Source organism: Yersinia alsatica, from assembly GCF_025133195.1.
In the GTDB taxonomy this organism is placed as follows: domain Bacteria; phylum Pseudomonadota; class Gammaproteobacteria; order Enterobacterales; family Enterobacteriaceae; genus Yersinia; species Yersinia alsatica.
Genome location: NZ_CP104006.1, coordinates 1,204,374 through 1,220,881 on the forward strand (window position 1 = coordinate 1,204,374; position 16,508 = coordinate 1,220,881).

Here is a 16,508-nt window from a genome sequence, read left to right on the forward strand (position 1 = left end):
CTCTGATAGACTCAGAACCATAGTATTCTCTATTTTATCCGTGTAAGTCGTCGTATTACGACACTTTCTCGAACGATTATCTCATTAATTATGGCAGACTGATGAAAGTAGTCACTCAAGTTGCACAACAGCGTAAAACGCTGGAACAAGCAGTTGCACAGGCTTTGGAATTGGCCCGCGCGGGTTCTGATGCGGCCGAAGTTGCCGTAAGCAAAACCACCGGAATCAGCGTCAGCACTCGCTTTGGCGAAGTGGAAAACGTGGAGTTCAACAGCGATGGCGCGCTGGGCATTACTGTTTATCACCAGCAGCGTAAAGGCAGTGCGTCTACCACTGATTTAAATCCAGACGCGGTGGCACGTACGGTGCAGGCCGCTTTAGATATTGCCCGCTATACCTCCCCAGATCCTTATGCCGGCCCGGCTGAAAAATCTTTGCTGGCCTTTGATGCCCCAGATCTGGATTTGTTCCATCCGAGTGACTTGGATGCTGAGCAAGGTATCTTGTTAGCCGCTCGAGCAGAGCAGGCGGCATTGCAAGCGGATAAGCGCATTACCAATACGGAAGGTGGCAGTTTTAACAGTCACTATGGTATTAAGGTCTTTGGTAATAGCCACGGCATGCTGCAAAGCTACTGTTCGAGCCGTCATTCACTGTCTAGCAGTGTTATTGCCGAGCACAATGGCGATATGGAGCGCGATTACGCCTATACCATTGGTCGGCGGATAGAAGATTTAGCCAGCCCGGAATGGGTCGGTGAAGAGTGCGCCCGTCGTACCCTATCTCGCTTGTCACCGCGTAAATTACCCACCATGCAATCGCCCGTGCTGTTTGCTGCTGAAGTTGCCACCGGCCTGTTCGGTCACTTGGTTTCGGCCATCAGCGGCGGCAATATCTATCGTAAATCGACCTTCCTGCTTGACCATCTCGGCAAACAAATTCTGCCTGAGTGGCTAACTATCGAAGAGCACCCACATTTACTGCGTGGCTTGGCTTCAACGCCATTTGACAGTGAAGGTGTGCGCACAATACAGCGGGAAATTGTCAAAGATGGGGTGCTGCAAACTTATCTGTTGACCAGCTATTCTGCTCGTAAGTTGGGGCTACAAAGCACTGGGCACGCAGGTGGCATTCATAACTGGCGCGTTGCCGGTCAGGGGCAGGATTTCGCGGGTATGCTTAAGCAACTCGATAAAGGCTTGGTGGTGACTGAACTGATGGGCCAGGGTGTCAGCACTGTTACCGGCGATTATTCCCGTGGTGCGGCAGGTTTCTGGGTTGAGAATGGTGAAATCCAGTATCCGGTGAGCGAGATAACCATTGCCGGTAACCTGAAAGATATGCTGCGCAATATCGTTAGCATAGGCAGTGATATCGAAACCCGCAGTAACATTCAGTGCGGTTCTATCTTATTACCTGCCATGAAGATTGCAGGCGAATAATAACCCACCTGTCATATTCTCGTGCCATATGCCGCCGGTAGAAATACGGGCGGTTTGGTTTGCTCACTTCCCTGACATGCTAATCTTCCCCAACTTAAATGGATGTTTTATAGTCAAAGGGAATGATTATGCCGGTATTGATGCGGGGAAGTTCAAACATGATTGTGATGCCAAGTACTTATAGTCCAGCCACCGTGGCCAGAGAGTTTGCGTTAATTCATGAATTTGAATTATCTAATACAGAATATGGCGTTATTTTTGACGAAAAAGTACCTAAAGCAGCCATTATCCGTATGAAAACAGAGGATTTTAATGGTATTCCGCGTCATCGGGTTATCGCGGGCCTTGATCTGGTCGCGAGACAAGAGTTTGGTGAAAGAACTCTTGCTGTTAAGCGGTTTTGGGAAGATTCCAAGCTCTTTCAAGTGGAAGGAATGGTGGTTGAACTGGAGGAACGTGGTCAAGGGCTTGCGACACTATTTTATGAAGTCCTAGTGCTCAAGTGCGGGGTGATTTTAATGAGCGATAATAAACAATATGAAGCCGGTCAAGCGCTGTGGCAGAAAATTGCGCGGGAGTCAGATAAGTTGGCCGTATTTATATTGGATTCTGAAGTCGGCAAGTTTTACCCCTATAGCGGCGATCGGATTCCTTATAATGGGGCCAGCATTCCGGAAGATAAAATCTGGAGCAAGCATCCCGATACAACGCAGTGGGGCGTCATTTTAATCGCGGAAAATAGAGAGAAAATTGCCGCTTACTGCTGATATCTATCCTCTCTCTCACTTCTTTGTCCCCATTTGCATAATCCCTGCTTTTTTCAACTGGTAATAAAAAATCGCTGTCAGTTTTGCCATCCATTGCCTATGTTAAGTATGAGCAATGTACCAATGATCAATGTGCTAATGATCTGATAACAATAACCCTACCCAGAGTCCTTGACGTCACAGTCAGGTAGCAAGCGCTGTAGCGCCAAGGCGAAGGGTATATAAGGAATGTGAGCATGGGTAAGAAAATGATGGCATTAATGGCGGCAGTATTACTCAGCGCCAGCAGTTTAGCGATGGCGGCCAGTGTGGCGGATAACATGGACACCATTGCCGAGAATTACGGCAAGGTACTTAAAGCCGACTCCACTGATGTGATGAAGCAAGGTTTAGCTGCCATGCGGGCTGCGGCTCTGGACGCGCAAAAAGGCATCCCGACTAAGTTAAAAAGTTTGGGTGAAGGCAGTGCCGAGGTGAAAGACTTCCGTCATGGTTTGGATCTATTGATTGGCGAAATTGATCAGGCGAAGGCGTTAGCGGACCAAGGCAAGCTGGATGAAGCAAAAAAAGCCGCGCAGGGCTTTAAAGCCACTCGCGATACCTACCATAAAAAATACCGTTAACCTCAATCTAGTCTAGCCATCAAGGGTAATAGCAATCGCCATTACCCTTCTTTAGCTAGCTATAAATAGGATAGATATTCTTCTACTCATAGCTTGCCAGATTTAGCGGTGGTACTCGCCAGCGGCTTCCGGCTGGTACAGCAATTCCAGCACGGTAATGCGGGCTTCATCCCCGCCCGGCAGCTTCCAACTGATTTCGTCATTCACGTGCAGCCCCAGCAATGCGGCACCCAATGGGGCCATAACTGAGAGTTGCTCGTTACTGTCTTTCAGCGACGCTGGATAAACCAACGTGCGAGTATGCTCTTCCTGATTGTTCAGATCGCGAAAACGTACGCGGCTATTCATCGTCACCACATCAGCCGGAATGGCGTTAGGTGGCAGAATTTCTGCTCGATCCAGTTCTTCATTGAGCGCTGTTGCGACCACAGAACCGGCAAAAGCCGGTTGCGCCAGTAACGCATCCAAACGTTCAGCATCCAGCTCGTTAATCGTGATGGTTGGCTTGGTCATACCACTCTCCAATTCAATTTCAGCAAAACATAAAAACAACACCCCCGCGCCATAGGAGAGGGGGTGTTAGAAAATAGCTTAATATTAATCTGATATTAGGCGCTTCCGGCTAGAAAAGAAAGAGATCCGGATCACGAACTTTTTTCCGCTGCCAGCTTTCACTGCCTATTTATATGAAAGTTATTTTGTTGTTAATGATTAAGTTAGGTAACTAACATGTCTATTTTGCGAAAGTGATCCCGCCGGTACATTACATTTCCACTTTGAACTGGAAAAAATGCCGCTACACACCTATTCAGCTTGCGGGTAGGGTGATGTTATAGCGCAGAGGCAAGGGACGACAGATAAATAACTGAACTTATCTTTGCAGTCATAAAGTGGTAGCAGCAAGGAATAGAGGATTGCCAGCGTGAATGATGTAGCCGCATTGAATGCAGCAGAGAACCCTGGAATGGAGGAAGCAATTATCATCACCGAGCGGGTATTAGCTGAAATTACCGCGATGTTAAATGCCGAGAATATTTTTACTAATGACGTTCAGCAGCAAATGTTGACATCACATCTTCGGGCCATGGTGTTACGTTCAATAACTGGCGAGCCATTACCTGAAGTGGATAAATCATTATTTGATGAGATTTCAGCACATTCGATGCAAATGGCACAGCAGGTGGTCGATAAATTTGCCAATTTACCTATTGAAGAAGCTTATTTGTTGTCGGTGCATTTTGAAGTAGCGAAAGATAATAACCCATAAAATACTGATCTGGAGAAGAGACTATGAGTCAAATTACCGTTGTGATTGGCGACCGTTTAGGCAAAGGCCAGAAAGTTGGGCAAGGCGTTGAATTAGCTGGTGGCCGCGTGGTGGTTATTCCCGGTGTTGCCGCAGATATGAAATTGGGCGATGTGATGAATAGCGAAAAAGCGGATTTCGGTATTTCATTCTGTGGCAGTGGCGGTGCCGGTGCTATTACCGCCCAAAATAAATATGGTTACAAAGCAAAGTACGGCATGCGTTCAGTCGAAGAGGGTGTGACGGCAATAAATGAAGGCTGCAAAGTACTGGGCTTCGGATTTATGGATAAAGAAGAATTAGGGCAGAAGTTAGTGGAAGCCTATATCAAGAAATATGGTCAGCCGTAATGAAAGAGCAATATACCACCCAGGTGCAGGTAAAAGGCAAAGGTGATACTAAAGCCAAAGCCTTCGCCAATGCACTTGGTAATGTCCAGAATACTGTGTTGAAGTCGACGCAAAATATTTTACTGCGGATTGAACCACAAGACGTAAAAGTATTAAAAGCAGAATTATCAGTAAAAAATGAAAAGTTTTTATTCTTTTTTCTGCCTCGGGAAAGAAAGACGTACAGCGTTGAACTCGATATTACCGTGAGCGTAACAATCATTAATACAGATAAGGTTGTTTTCGTTTCTAAATAAAAACATAGCAACCTTCATTCTTGAAGCCGCAATTCCAATACATTGGGTTATTGCGATTAGCGAAAAGGATATACTGATGTTTCTAATCATTCTTTTTAAGTCGATTATTATCGGCGGACTGGTTGGCGTGGGGGTTGGTGTTGGGGCCGCCCGTATGTTCCATGCGCCTACCATACAGGGAATGGGGGCGTTTCGTACCTTGGGCGAGTTGAACTCGTGCGAGGGTGATCCGGCTTCACATTTCTCCTTTGGGTTAGGGTTCTTCTTCAACGCCTGGGCCTCTTCAGTTGCGGCAGGTGCTTTTACTCAGGACGTTGACCACCGCATTATTCCTAACTGGGGTGCCGCAGCATTGATGATTAAAAATCGCAATGTGGCGGAGACCATGCATAACCCGAAAAAAATGGCGATTGCCTGCGGGATTATTGGGGTCATTGTTGTTAGCTTCCTAAATACCACCGCATCAGCTGTTCCGGCGGCATTACAGGTTACGGCAATTAAAGTATTGGTCCCGGCGGCGAATATTCTGGTTAACACCGTGATGCCCGTTATTTTCTGGCTAGCTGCAATTGATGCAGGGCGACGTTCCGGTTTCTGGGCCACTATTTTCGGCGGGTTGGCACAGTTAATTATGGGTAACGCAGTACCGGGCCTGGTTTTAGGTATTTTAATTGGTAAAGGTGTTGAAGAAAGCGGCTGGAATAAAGTCACTAAAATCATGATGACAGTCATTGTTCTGTTATTCGTGCTCAGTGGTTTCTTCCGCGGATTCGACATGAAATTCCTGGAGTCATTCAGTCTGAGTGCACCAGTGTGGCTTGAAACTATTCATAACGCATTGAGCGGAAAATAACACAGCGAGAGGAGCTTGATGATGGATGAACAAACCAAGAATAATTTCTGGTATGCCGACTGGTCATTTCCGATCTTTGTAGGATTATTATCCTCCGGCGTATTTGCTGGTACCCATATGTACTATCTATATGGTATTGGCGCATTTAACGAAGTGGCCTTTGTTTCAATGTTACGGGCAGGGATGGATACTGGGGTTTATGGCGCAGTTGCTGCGTTTGGTGCCAGTTTCTTATTCGCTCGTATTATTGAAGGCTCGCTGGTTGGTATTTTGGATATCGGCGGTGCAATTCAGACCGGTGTTGGTCTGGGTGTGCCAGCATTATTACTGGGCGCAGGGTTTGTGTTCCCAGTGGCTAACTTTGCTGCATCCTTAGTAACCGGTCTGATTATTGGTTTAGCAATCGGTTATCTGATTATTTTGGCGCGTAAATTCACGATTAACCAAAGTAATTCGACGTACGGTGCTGATGTCATGATGGGGGCAGGTAATTCATCGGGTCGTTTCTTGGGGCCATTGATTATTTTGTCAGCCATTACAGCATCCATTCCTATTGGGATTGGTTCTTTAGCTGGCGCATTACTTTTTTATCTGTGGAATAAACCTATCACCGGTGGTGCAATTTTGGGAGCTATGATTTTAGGCTCTATTTTCCCCGTCGCGATTTCCTGATCCACGGGGTAAATATTCAAATAACTGGATATTTACCCCGCCGCGGCATCAAGTAAAAAAGGTATAAGATAATGTATGACTTTATTATCACAGGGGCTGTATTAGTTGACGGTCGTCAGGTTGATATCGCGATTAATGACGGAAAAATAGTGGCGGTGAATGCGGCTATTTCTGCGGATAAAGAAAATCAAACAAAATCTCCGATTTATTCAGCCAAGAAAGTGCTGGATCTGGCTGGAAAATATTACCTCAGTGCGGGTTGGATTGATTCTCATGTTCACTGTTATCCCGCCTCGCCTATTTATCATGATGAAGCTGATTTAGTTGGTGTTGCCAGCGGCGTCACCACGGTAGTTGATGCTGGTAGTACTGGTTCCAACGATATAGATGATTTTTACCGCTTAACTCGAACTGCCAAAACTCAGGTTTATGCTTTCTTGAATATTGCAAAAACCGGCATCGTTACGCAAAACGAATTAGCCGATATGGCGCAGATTGATAAGCAAGCAGTCAGTCAGGCGATAGCGCGTAATCCTGGTTTTATTATTGGGATTAAAGCGCGCATGAGTAGCAGTGTGGTGGGTAAAAACGGCATCAAACCACTGATACGCGCTAAAGAAATTCAGCAAGAAAATAATCAATTACCGCTCATGGTGCATATTGGCAATAACCCGCCGGATCTGGATGAAATTGCCGATTTATTGACACAGGGCGACATTATTACCCACTGCTACAACGGCAAGCCGAACCGGATTTTAACCCCGGCAGGTACCTTGCGTGAATCTATCCAACGCGCACTGCAACGCGGCGTATTATTAGATGTTGGCCATGGCAGCGCCAGTTTCAGCTTCGATGTCGCAGAGCTTGCCATCAAGCAAGGTATTTACCCACACACCATCAGTTCCGACATCTATTGCCGCAACCGTATTAGCGGACCGGTGCATAGCCTCGCGACTGTGATGTCCAAATTTTTCACCATCGGCCTGAGCCTTGAGCAAGTCATTCATTGTGTGACAGAAAATGCTGCCCAGGCACTGCGTCTCACCCATAAAGGGGTGTTGGATGCGGGTTATGACGCCGACCTGACTATTTTTGAGCTGAAACAGCAGCCACAGGTCTTCAATGATTCAGAAGGTAAATCGGTAACCGGTGAAAAGTATCTGGTGCCACTGGCTGCGGTTGTTGCCGGTGACTTAGTATTAACTGATGAAGGGAAGTTAAAAGATGTCTTCAGTCTATGAAAAATACCAGTTAAAGCAGGTTATTAATGCTTCTGGCCGCATGACAATGCTGGGCGTTTCGACGCCACGACAAGATGTGGTCGAAGCCGTGGAATTGGGTCTGAATCATTACTTTGAAATGAAAGATCTGGTGAATAAAACCGGTGCCTACATTGCTGGTTTACTGAATGTCGAAAGTGCAGTGGTTGTGTCCTGCGCCTCGGCTGGGATTGCTCAATCGGTTGCTGCCGTGATTGTCAAAGACAATGCGAATTTACTGGTTAATCTGCATGCAGCTCCCCGCACTGTACCCCATGAAATCGTGCTACCGAAAGGCCATAACGTTAACTTTGGTGCGCCAGTCGATACCATGGTGACACTGGGTGGCGGCAAAGTCGTAGAAGCAGGCTATGCCAACGAGTGCCTGCCTGAACAGTTAGAAGCTGCAATCACGCCGAATACTGCGGCGATCTTGTATATAAAATCCCACCATTCGGTACAAAAAAGCATTTTATCAGTCGAACAGGCAGTGGTTATCGCGCGCAAACATCAATTGCCATTAATTGTTGATGCGGCAGCAGAAGAAGACTTGCAGTGCTACTACCAGATGGGCGCTGATTTGGTGATATACAGCGGCGCTAAAGCCATCGAAGGACCAACCAGTGGCTTGGTATTAGGCAAGAAAACCTATGTTGAATGGGTGAAGTTGCAATCAAGTGGTATTGGTCGGGCGATGAAAGTGGGCAAAGAAGGCATTCTTGGCTTAACCCGTGCCATCGAAAGTTACATAACACTGGAGAAAGAGACGGGTCAGCAGATGGTTGCGAAAATGACGCCGTTTATCAGCCAGTTAAATACTATCGATGGTATTTCAGCTCGAGTGGTTTGGGATGCCGCCGGGCGTGATATTGCTCGGACTGAAATCAGTTTTGATGAAGCTAAAATTGGCCGTTCGACGCCGGAATTGGTTGAAGCGCTCAAAAATGGTGATATCGCGATTTATTTCCGCGCCTATAAAGCCAATGAAGGCAAGATTGAAGTCGATGTGCGCAGCGTGACGCCAACGCAACTTGAGACGATTTATACCTGTATTAACCGTTTGGTTAAGGGAGCCTGAGTAATGAAATTGACCCCAAATTATTATCGTGACCGGGTATGCCTGAATGTGCTGGCCGGTTCAAAAGAGAATGCACGTGAGATTTACCAAGCCGCCGAAGGGCATGTGCTGGTGGGTGTGTTATCGAAGAATTACCCGGATGTCGACAGTGCCGTCAAAGATATGCGTGAGTACGCCGCACTTATCGATAATGCTTTGTCCGTTGGGCTGGGGGCCGGTGACCCTAAGCAATCGGCGATGGTTAGCCAGATTTCACAGCAGGTTCAACCGCAACATGTGAATCAGGTCTTTACTGGTGTTGGCGCGAGTCGTGCCTTGTTGGGCCAGAACGATACTGTCGTCAATGGTTTGATTTCACCGACCACTAAAGTGGGTTACGTGAAGATTTCTACTGGCCCGCTCAGTTCACAACAAAAAGACGCCATTGTGCCCATCACCACGGCGATTGCCATGTTGAAAGATATGGGCGGCAGTTCGGTGAAATTCTTCCCGATGAATGGGCTGGATTCTATCGATGAATATCGCTATGTCGCCGAGGCTTGTGCGGCGACCGGTTTCTGGCTGGAGCCAACCGGTGGCATTGATCTGGAGAATTTCGAGCAAATTCTACAAATCGCGTTAGATGCTGGCGTGACAAAAGTTATTCCGCATATTTATAGCTCAATTATTGATAGTAAAACTGGCAATACCCGCCCGGAAGATGTGAAAACCTTGATGGATATCGTGAAGCGGATCGTGCCATAACAGCCTGCTCTGGCTGCAGGGTTGCTTGGCGATAACATTTTGATTTATTAGCATAAAGCTTGACGGAAAGTCAGTGTTCACAGGGTGCCCAATCGGGTGCCCTGACTGTGAGGTTGGATAGTTCCATACCATTCGATAACCATTCCCTATGAGTAAGGATCCATATGCATAACAGCTCAACAGATTCTGGTTTAACAGGCCTGACTGGCTTAAAAAGCCTATCAGCGGGCATCGCACTGGCCACGGTGGCGTTGTTTAATCCGCTGGCACATGCCGAGCAAACAGCTAATAAATCATTCGCTTATGTCGGTACTTATAATCCGAATGGTGAAGGAGTTTATCGCCTACAAGTCGACACCAAAACCGGTGAATTAACCGAGAAAACCTTGGTCAGTTCACTGGCTAACCCGGCGCAACTGGTGGTGGATGCTCAGGGCAAGACCCTATATGTCGCCAGCGAAGTGGCTGATTACAATGGGGGTAAGCACGGTGCTATTGCGGCCTATAGTATTAACCCTGTCGATGGCAGTCTGACACTGATTAATCAGGTGGATTCTCAAGGGGCGGGGCCGGTGTACCTCTCACTGACACCGTCTGGCAGTCATTTGTTGGTAGCCAACTATATCAGTGGTTCAGTGGCTGTTTTCCCGGTGCAAAGTGGTGGAAAACTGTCTGATGCCAGCTCAGTACAGCAAGATGAAGGCCCGGCGGGTGCGGCAAAACCGGCTGCGGCAGTGGAAGGGAGCTTTGCTATCAGTGACCACAATGGCCCCCATGCACATATGGTCGCCAGCTCGCCAAACGGTAAGTTTGTATTTTCTACCGATCTGGGGCTGGATCGGATTTATCAATACCGCTTTGATGCAGACAATGGCAAGTTGATAGCCAATGACCCGCCGTATATCAGTGCATCATCAGCCGGTGCTGGTCCACGTCATTTTGTGTTCCATCCTAACGGCAAGACGCTATTCTTAATTAATGAAGAAGCCTCAACCCTGACCAGCTATCAACTAGACCCACAAAAAGGCACGTTAAAACAGCTGAATACAATATCTTCATTACCAGCAGATTATCGTGGTACTAGCTTTGCTGCGGGTTTGACGCTATCGAAAGACGGCAAATTCTTGTACGTGGCGAACCGTCTACACAACAGTATCGGCCAGTTTGCGGTGACAGCTGACGGTAAATTTAAGCCAGTGGAAGATGTGTGGACGCGGGGCGATTATCCACGCACATTGGTGCTCGACCCAACCGGCCACTACCTGTACGCGATGAATCAGCGCAGCGATAACATAACCCGCTTTAAAGTTGATCAGCAAAGTGGCAAATTGACCTTTGTACCCGGCTATACCGCCGTCGGCAGCCCATCACAAATGGTGTTTGTGCCGCCAGTGCAGAAAAAGTGATGTGAAAAATACCCCCCGACGGCGATGCTGGCGGGGGCTAGCTTCTGAATAATGATGTTCTAAACAACGGAGTGGAGCAGTGAGATTTCCCTATCAACGTCTGGCCTATATGTTCGATGCACTGCAATCGGAAACGCTGCCTCAGGAGGAGTTGGCGAAGCGTTTTGCGGTCTCGACACGTACTGTGCGGGCAGATATTACGGCGTTGAATGAGATCCTTGAGCATTATGGCGCGCACTTTGTGCATAACCGGGGTTTTGGCTATCGGCTGAGGGTTGATGACGCCGAGCGTTTTCGTGCTTTACAGCAACAAAACCGCAAAATGCACCTGACCCCACGCACTGCCAATGAGCGGGTGCACTATCTGTTAATTCGTTTTCTGACCTCTGCCTTTTCATTGAAGCTGGAAGATTTGGCCGATGAATGGTTTGTCAGCCGTGGCACATTACAAAATGATATGGCTGAGGTGAGAGAAAGACTAAACCGCTATCATCTGACGATTGAAACCAAACCGCGTTATGGCATGAAATTGTTTGGTACCGAATTAGCCATTCGGACCTGTCTGACGGATTTATTGTTCCAGTTACAACTGCAAGATGCCGATAACCCATTATTAAAAAATGAGTTTCTCAGTATCCAGACCATCCCGGAATTGACTGGGTTACTGCACGAATTATTAGCGCAATATACCGTGCGGTTAACTGATGAAGGTGAGCAATATCTGATTTTCTACTGTGCAGTGGCGATAAAACGCATCACTGATGGCTATCCATTATCTGATTTTGATGCAGAAGATGTGGATGAGGCGGTTAAGCTGGCCTCTGGGCGTTTGGCCAATGAGCTTAAGCTTTTATCGGGTAAAGATATTTCAGCGGCAGAAGAGGCTTATCTGCGGGTCAATATTGCTGCTCGCCGGGTGCAGGCCAGCCAGCCCAGTGCCAGCCGCCCCAGTGAAATCAATGCTGATGACGAAGAGACGCTGGTGGACTATATCCTCTCGTATATCAATGCTCACTATAACTATAATTTGCAGGGCGATAAGCAGTTGCGGGTTGATTTACTTACCCATATCAAGACCATGATAACCCGGGTAAAGTATCAGATTACTATTCCTAACCCGCTGTTATCTAATATTAAACAGCACTATCCGATGGCTTATGATGTGACATTGGCCGCGGTTTCCAGTTGGGGGAAATACACGCCTTACAGTCTGAGTGAAAATGAAATCGGCTATCTGGTGCTGCATATCGGGGTCGGGCTAGAGCGCCATTATAATATTGGTTATCAGCGCCATCCGCAGGTGATGTTGGTGTGTGACACGGGTAATTCTACCACTCGCATGATTCAGGCGCAGATTTCCCGTAAGTATCCGCAGATTGTGATGACACAGACGATTTCCCTACGAGATTACGAAAATCTCGACCATATCGACGAAGATTTTATTATTTCTAACTCGCGCTTAGCGGAAAAGAACAAGCCGGTGGTGGTGATGTCGCCATTCCCAACAGAATATCAGTTGGAGCAGCTGGGTAAGCTGGTTTTGGTTGATCGCACCCGGCCTTATATGTTGGAAAAGTTTTTTGATAGTAACCACTTTATGATTATCGACCAGCCGATGACTCAGGAGCAGTTGTTCAAAAAAGTCTGTCGTCAGTTGGAAGAAGAAGGTTTTGTCGATGCTGATTTTTACCCCTCAGTTGTCGAGCGTGAGGCGATTGTATCCACGATGCTGGGCGAGGGGATTGCGCTGCCACATTCACTGGGGCTATTAGCCAAGAAAACTGTGGTCGTCACCTTGCTGGCTCCCAATGGCATCGCCTGGGGTGATGGCGAAGTCGCACATGTTATTTTCCTGCTGGCTATCAGCAAGACCGATTATGAAGAAGCCATGGCGATTTACGATCTGTTCGTGACCTTTGTGCGTGAGCGCTCTATGAGCCGTTTATTGAGCAGCCAGCATTTTGATAGTTTTAAGGCTATTGCGATTGATTGTTTGAGTCGCATTTAGGTTTTTGTCATGGTGATTGTTCGGATCTTATTTCGGTTGATATTCATTCTGGTGAATCAGTTCGGTTGCATGAGGCCGATGACTACCTCACCTCTGATGCCTCAACCGAGCAGGAGGGCAGGCCGGCCCTCCTGCACCTGCGGCTTGCGCGAAATATTACTGCTATTCGCAGTGCCCTCCGGCAGTTTGCAGGCTAATCGAACCGAGGCTGACTCGCTCCCAGCTCGACAGCCCCTTTCGCCGCGTCCATGCGGCTCATTCGGCCTGCAATCTTTGTCGGTAATCTTCCTGATTGCGCTCAACGTCAAAAGAGAAATTCAAAACCATGGTGTTGACCTTAATCTTTTAAAGCACATTTGAGCAGCCGAGTGAAGAGTGTAGCCAGGGCAACCCGCCATGGACGGCGGGTTGAGGCGTCGTGAGCATGGATGCGAATAAAGCCGTCCCGTCAGCGAAACGATGAGTCGAGGGCCACCCACGTAGTGGGCTAGCGATACGTGCGCAAGCGCGGGGATTCCACAAGGGGTCACGCGCTTGTGACCCCTTTGGCGGTTGGGGCATCGGAGGAGAGGTCATCGCTAATCTTATGTCAACCGAACCCAATCATCGGAATCAATATCAACCGAAAACAGCCCCAATACCTAACAACCGAACCAGATAACTGAACTGAATCTCTCCCCTTAAATTTGAAATAAAACTCAAATCACTGCCACCCATATCTCCTGACAAACCAGCCTTTCACTAACTGCGTGGTCACCATATACCCAATCAAAATCATAATCAGCCATGGGAAATAGGAGAGTGGTAGCGCCTGTAATTGCAGGAACCCGGCCAGTGGTGAGAAGGTCAGCCCGACACCGACGACAACTACCGCCAGCGTCATCAAACACAGCGGCCATGAGGCGCGGCTCTGGATAAATGGAATCTTGCGGGTACGAATCATATGCACAATCAATGTTTGAGACAGCAGCCCCTCGACGAACCAACCGGACTGGAACAGTGTCTGCATTTCTGGCGTATTAGCCTTAAATACCCACCACATCAGGCTGAAGGTTAAAACGTCAAAAATGGAACTTATCGGGCCAAAGAACACCATAAAACGCCCCAGATCACCGGCGTTCCAGCGCTGTGGTTTGGTCAGTTGCTCTTCGTCGACGTTATCAAACGGAATGGCAATCTGAGAAATATCGTACAGCAAGTTCTGGATCAACAGATGCAGTGGCAGCATGGGCAGGAAGGGTAAAAATGCACTGGCAATCAACACGCTGAAGACGTTACCAAAGTTGGAACTGGCAGTCATTTTTATGTATTTCAGCATGTTGGCAAAGGTGCGACGGCCCTCGATTACCCCCTGTTCCAACACCATCAGGCTCTTTTCCAGCAAAATAATATCAGCGGCTTCCTTGGCAATATCCACGGCAGAATCGACGGAGATCCCAATATCAGCGGCCCGCAATGCTGGGGCATCATTGATGCCATCCCCCATAAAACCAACCACATGGCCCGCATCACGCATGTTTTTTACGATGCGTTCTTTGTGCATCGGGGTCAACTTGGCGAACACCGTTGTGGTACGAGTGGCTTCAGTCAGTTCTGCTTCACTCATCTGTTCAATATCATTGCCGCGCAAAACGCGATCGACAGATAATCCGACATCTTTACAGACTTTACGTGCGACTAACTCATTGTCACCGGTAAGAATTTTGACGTTAATGCCATTTTGTTTCAACGCCTGGAGTGCTGGCGCGGTACTCTCTTTTGGCGGATCAAGGAAGGCAATGTATCCCTCAAGAATGAGGTCATATTCGTCGATAACCGCATAATTTCGCTGATAAGCAGGTAAAATACGGGTGGCAACCGCCACAACTCGCAACCCTTGCTGGTTTTGCTCATCAGTAATTCGACGGATACGAGCCATCAATGCATCCGTCATTGGGATAACGTCATCCCCTTGTCGGACATGGCGACAAATAGACAGCATCTCCTCCAATGCGCCTTTGCAGATAAGTTCATGATAATCAGACTGATCGCTGACAACCACCGACATACGACGGCGCTCAAAATCGAAGGGGATTTCGTCTATTTTACGGTAGCCCGCCAGTGTGTCGGTAGACTGAGATTCCGCTATGGCGGAGTCGGTCATGGAAGAAAGCACCGCCACATCCAGCAGATTTTTTAGCCCGGTTTGGTAATAGCTATTGAGCCAGGCGTAGCGCAGCACTCGTTCACAATTGGCACCAAATACATCGGTATGGCTCTCTAGCACGATTTTGTCTTGTGTCAGAGTGCCGGTCTTATCGGTACACAGAATATCCATCGCGCCAAAGTTTTGGATAGCATCTAATCGTTTGACGATCACTTTCTGTTTTGACAGCTTTACCGCCCCTTTGGCCAATGTCGATGTGACAATCATTGGCAACATTTCTGGGGTCAAACCGACCGCGACGGAGAGAGCAAATAGCGCCGCTTCCCACCAGTCACCTTTGGTAAAGCCATTGATCAGCAGCACAATTGGTGTCATGACCAGCATAAAGCGGATTAGCAACCAACTGACTTTACTGATGCCACTTTGAAAGGCATTGGGTTGCTCATCTTGATGAGTCACGCGCTCTGCCAACAGACCAAAATAGGTTTGGTTGCCCGTTCCGACGACAATAGCCAGCGCCGAGCCGCTCACCACATTGGTACCCATAAAGCAGAGCGTATCCCGCTCTAATGGGTTCTGCTCATCACATTCACGACATTGCGCGACTTTCTCTACCGGCAGTGATTCACCGGTCAAGGCGGCCTGGCTGATAAACAGATCTTTGGCGAGCAAAATCCGCAAATCTGCCGGGATCATGTCGCCAGCGGAGAGCTTGATAATGTCGCCGGGCACCAATTCGGAGATCGGGAGCTCGTGGTGTTCGCTCTTGCCGGTATGGGCATCACTGCGGATCACCGTGGCGGTATTGCTGACCATGGCTTTTAAAGCATCGGCTGCGCGGTTGGAGCGGGCTTCCTGAATAAAATGCATCAGGGTGGAGATCAGCACCATGGCACCAATCACCAACGCTGCGGTGAGGTCTTCAGTGGCATAGGAAATCAGTGCCAGAATAGTCAATAGCAGGTTAAACGGGTTGCGATAACAGTGCCATAAGTGAACCCACCAACTGACAGCTTGCTGATTTTCAATCAGATTGTTGCCACTGACCAAGCGAATAGCCTCCGCTTCCTGCTCGGTCAGCCCTTCTGGATGGCTTTGAAAACGTTGATAAAGTTGCTGTGGCGTTTCATTGGCACATAGCAAACGCTGCCGAGTTAGGTCAGCGGGGATATCTTTAGCCGCACTTCCCGCTGAAACCCCTTCGAGCATGGTTTCCCGACGAATTAGGCGGCGGGGCAGGTTACGGCTCAATACATTGAGCAACTGCCGGGTGAAATTTTTAACTTGCATGGTTCAAACCTTACTGTCATACCCTGAAATGGTGTTTAGGACCATTTCAAGTTGCGCCCACGGCAAACCTGCCGTAGCAAGGGCAAAACATCAGCAGCAGAAACCAACGCGGGGGAAGTGCGCAGTGACTGCCTATCAGATTGTTATCCGATAAGGCAACCACGTTAGACGGGGAATGACCTTACCGGTCCACCCAAAGGGTGTAGGTTATGGGAACAGGATCCACTGGGTCATTAACCTCCGGTAAGTGAAAAAGCAGTTTGTTTGA

The 16,508-nt window shown here is 48.1% G+C and carries 15 protein-coding genes; 13 read left to right on the forward strand and 2 right to left on the reverse strand.

The genetic code is table 11. The features are described 5' to 3' along the window. The first annotated feature begins 101 nt into the window (after positions 1–101). From pmbA to cybC, 3 genes are all read left to right on the forward strand, one after another. Positions 102–1,442 (forward strand): metalloprotease PmbA, encoded by a 1,341-nt coding sequence (gene pmbA / locus N0H69_RS05220; RefSeq protein WP_050150512.1) that lies wholly within the window; start codon positions 102–104, stop codon positions 1,440–1,442. Positions 1,443–1,564: 122 nt separating this feature from the next. Next, positions 1,565–2,209, forward strand: a complete 645-nt coding sequence (locus tag N0H69_RS05225; RefSeq protein ID WP_050150515.1) for a hypothetical protein — start codon at positions 1,565–1,567, stop codon at positions 2,207–2,209. Positions 2,210–2,445: 236 nt separating this feature from the next. Further along, positions 2,446–2,832 (forward strand): cytochrome b562, encoded by a 387-nt coding sequence (cybC, locus tag N0H69_RS05230; protein ID WP_050110757.1) that lies wholly within the window; start codon positions 2,446–2,448, stop codon positions 2,830–2,832. A 102-nt stretch (positions 2,833–2,934) separates the two neighbouring features. Here cybC and rnk read toward each other — a convergent pair whose 3' ends face one another. Continuing rightward, on the reverse strand, positions 2,935–3,345 hold the full coding sequence (gene rnk, locus N0H69_RS05235) for a nucleoside diphosphate kinase regulator (RefSeq protein ID WP_050110771.1): 411 nt from the start codon (positions 3,343–3,345) through the stop codon (positions 2,935–2,937). A 409-nt stretch (positions 3,346–3,754) separates the two neighbouring features. Between rnk and N0H69_RS05240 the strand changes: the two genes are divergently transcribed. The 10 genes from N0H69_RS05240 (at position 3,755) to N0H69_RS05285 (ending at position 12,804) form a co-directional block, all read left to right on the forward strand. After that, positions 3,755–4,099 carry a PRD domain-containing protein gene (locus N0H69_RS05240; protein ID WP_050110759.1) on the forward strand — a complete coding sequence of 115 codons (345 nt, stop codon included), beginning with the start codon at positions 3,755–3,757 and terminating at the stop codon, positions 4,097–4,099. A 23-nt stretch (positions 4,100–4,122) separates the two neighbouring features. Next, the gene (locus N0H69_RS05245) at positions 4,123–4,488 is read left to right on the forward strand and encodes a glycine-rich SFCGS family protein (protein WP_004392359.1); all 366 of its coding nucleotides are present in this window, start codon (positions 4,123–4,125) and stop codon (positions 4,486–4,488) included. Continuing rightward, positions 4,488–4,784 (forward strand): DUF4312 family protein, encoded by a 297-nt coding sequence (locus N0H69_RS05250; RefSeq protein ID WP_050110761.1) that lies wholly within the window; start codon positions 4,488–4,490, stop codon positions 4,782–4,784. Before N0H69_RS05245 ends, N0H69_RS05250 begins: the two co-directional genes overlap by 1 nt. Before the next feature lie 76 nt (positions 4,785–4,860). Beyond that, entirely contained in the window at positions 4,861–5,637 is a 777-nt protein-coding gene (locus N0H69_RS05255) for a DUF4311 domain-containing protein (RefSeq protein ID WP_004710975.1), read from the forward strand. 21 nt (positions 5,638–5,658) lie between these two features. Further along, the gene (locus tag N0H69_RS05260; RefSeq protein ID WP_025376851.1) at positions 5,659–6,309 is read left to right on the forward strand and encodes a DUF4310 family protein; all 651 of its coding nucleotides are present in this window, start codon (positions 5,659–5,661) and stop codon (positions 6,307–6,309) included. 71 nt (positions 6,310–6,380) lie between these two features. Continuing rightward, positions 6,381–7,550 (forward strand): amidohydrolase/deacetylase family metallohydrolase, encoded by a 1,170-nt coding sequence (locus N0H69_RS05265; protein WP_050150518.1) that lies wholly within the window; start codon positions 6,381–6,383, stop codon positions 7,548–7,550. Next, positions 7,534–8,646, forward strand: a complete 1,113-nt coding sequence (locus N0H69_RS05270; RefSeq protein ID WP_050150521.1) for a DgaE family pyridoxal phosphate-dependent ammonia lyase — start codon at positions 7,534–7,536, stop codon at positions 8,644–8,646. The genes N0H69_RS05265 and N0H69_RS05270 overlap by 17 nt, the downstream gene beginning before the upstream one ends. Before the next feature lie 3 nt (positions 8,647–8,649). Continuing rightward, positions 8,650–9,390, forward strand: coding sequence for a 2-dehydro-3-deoxy-phosphogluconate aldolase (dagF, locus tag N0H69_RS05275; protein WP_050110766.1), 741 nt, complete (start codon positions 8,650–8,652; stop codon positions 9,388–9,390). Positions 9,391–9,554: 164 nt separating this feature from the next. Further along, complete coding sequence (locus N0H69_RS05280) at positions 9,555–10,796, forward strand: lactonase family protein (RefSeq protein ID WP_050150524.1); 1,242 nt, start codon at positions 9,555–9,557, stop codon at positions 10,794–10,796. Between the two features lie 79 nt (positions 10,797–10,875). Beyond that, positions 10,876–12,804 (forward strand): BglG family transcription antiterminator, encoded by a 1,929-nt coding sequence (locus N0H69_RS05285; RefSeq protein WP_072077425.1) that lies wholly within the window; start codon positions 10,876–10,878, stop codon positions 12,802–12,804. Between the two features lie 703 nt (positions 12,805–13,507). Here the strand turns inward: N0H69_RS05285 and mgtA are convergent. After that, positions 13,508–16,240 (reverse strand): magnesium-translocating P-type ATPase, encoded by a 2,733-nt coding sequence (gene mgtA / locus N0H69_RS05290; RefSeq protein ID WP_050150527.1) that lies wholly within the window; start codon positions 16,238–16,240, stop codon positions 13,508–13,510. Positions 16,241–16,508: the final 268 nt, after the last annotated feature.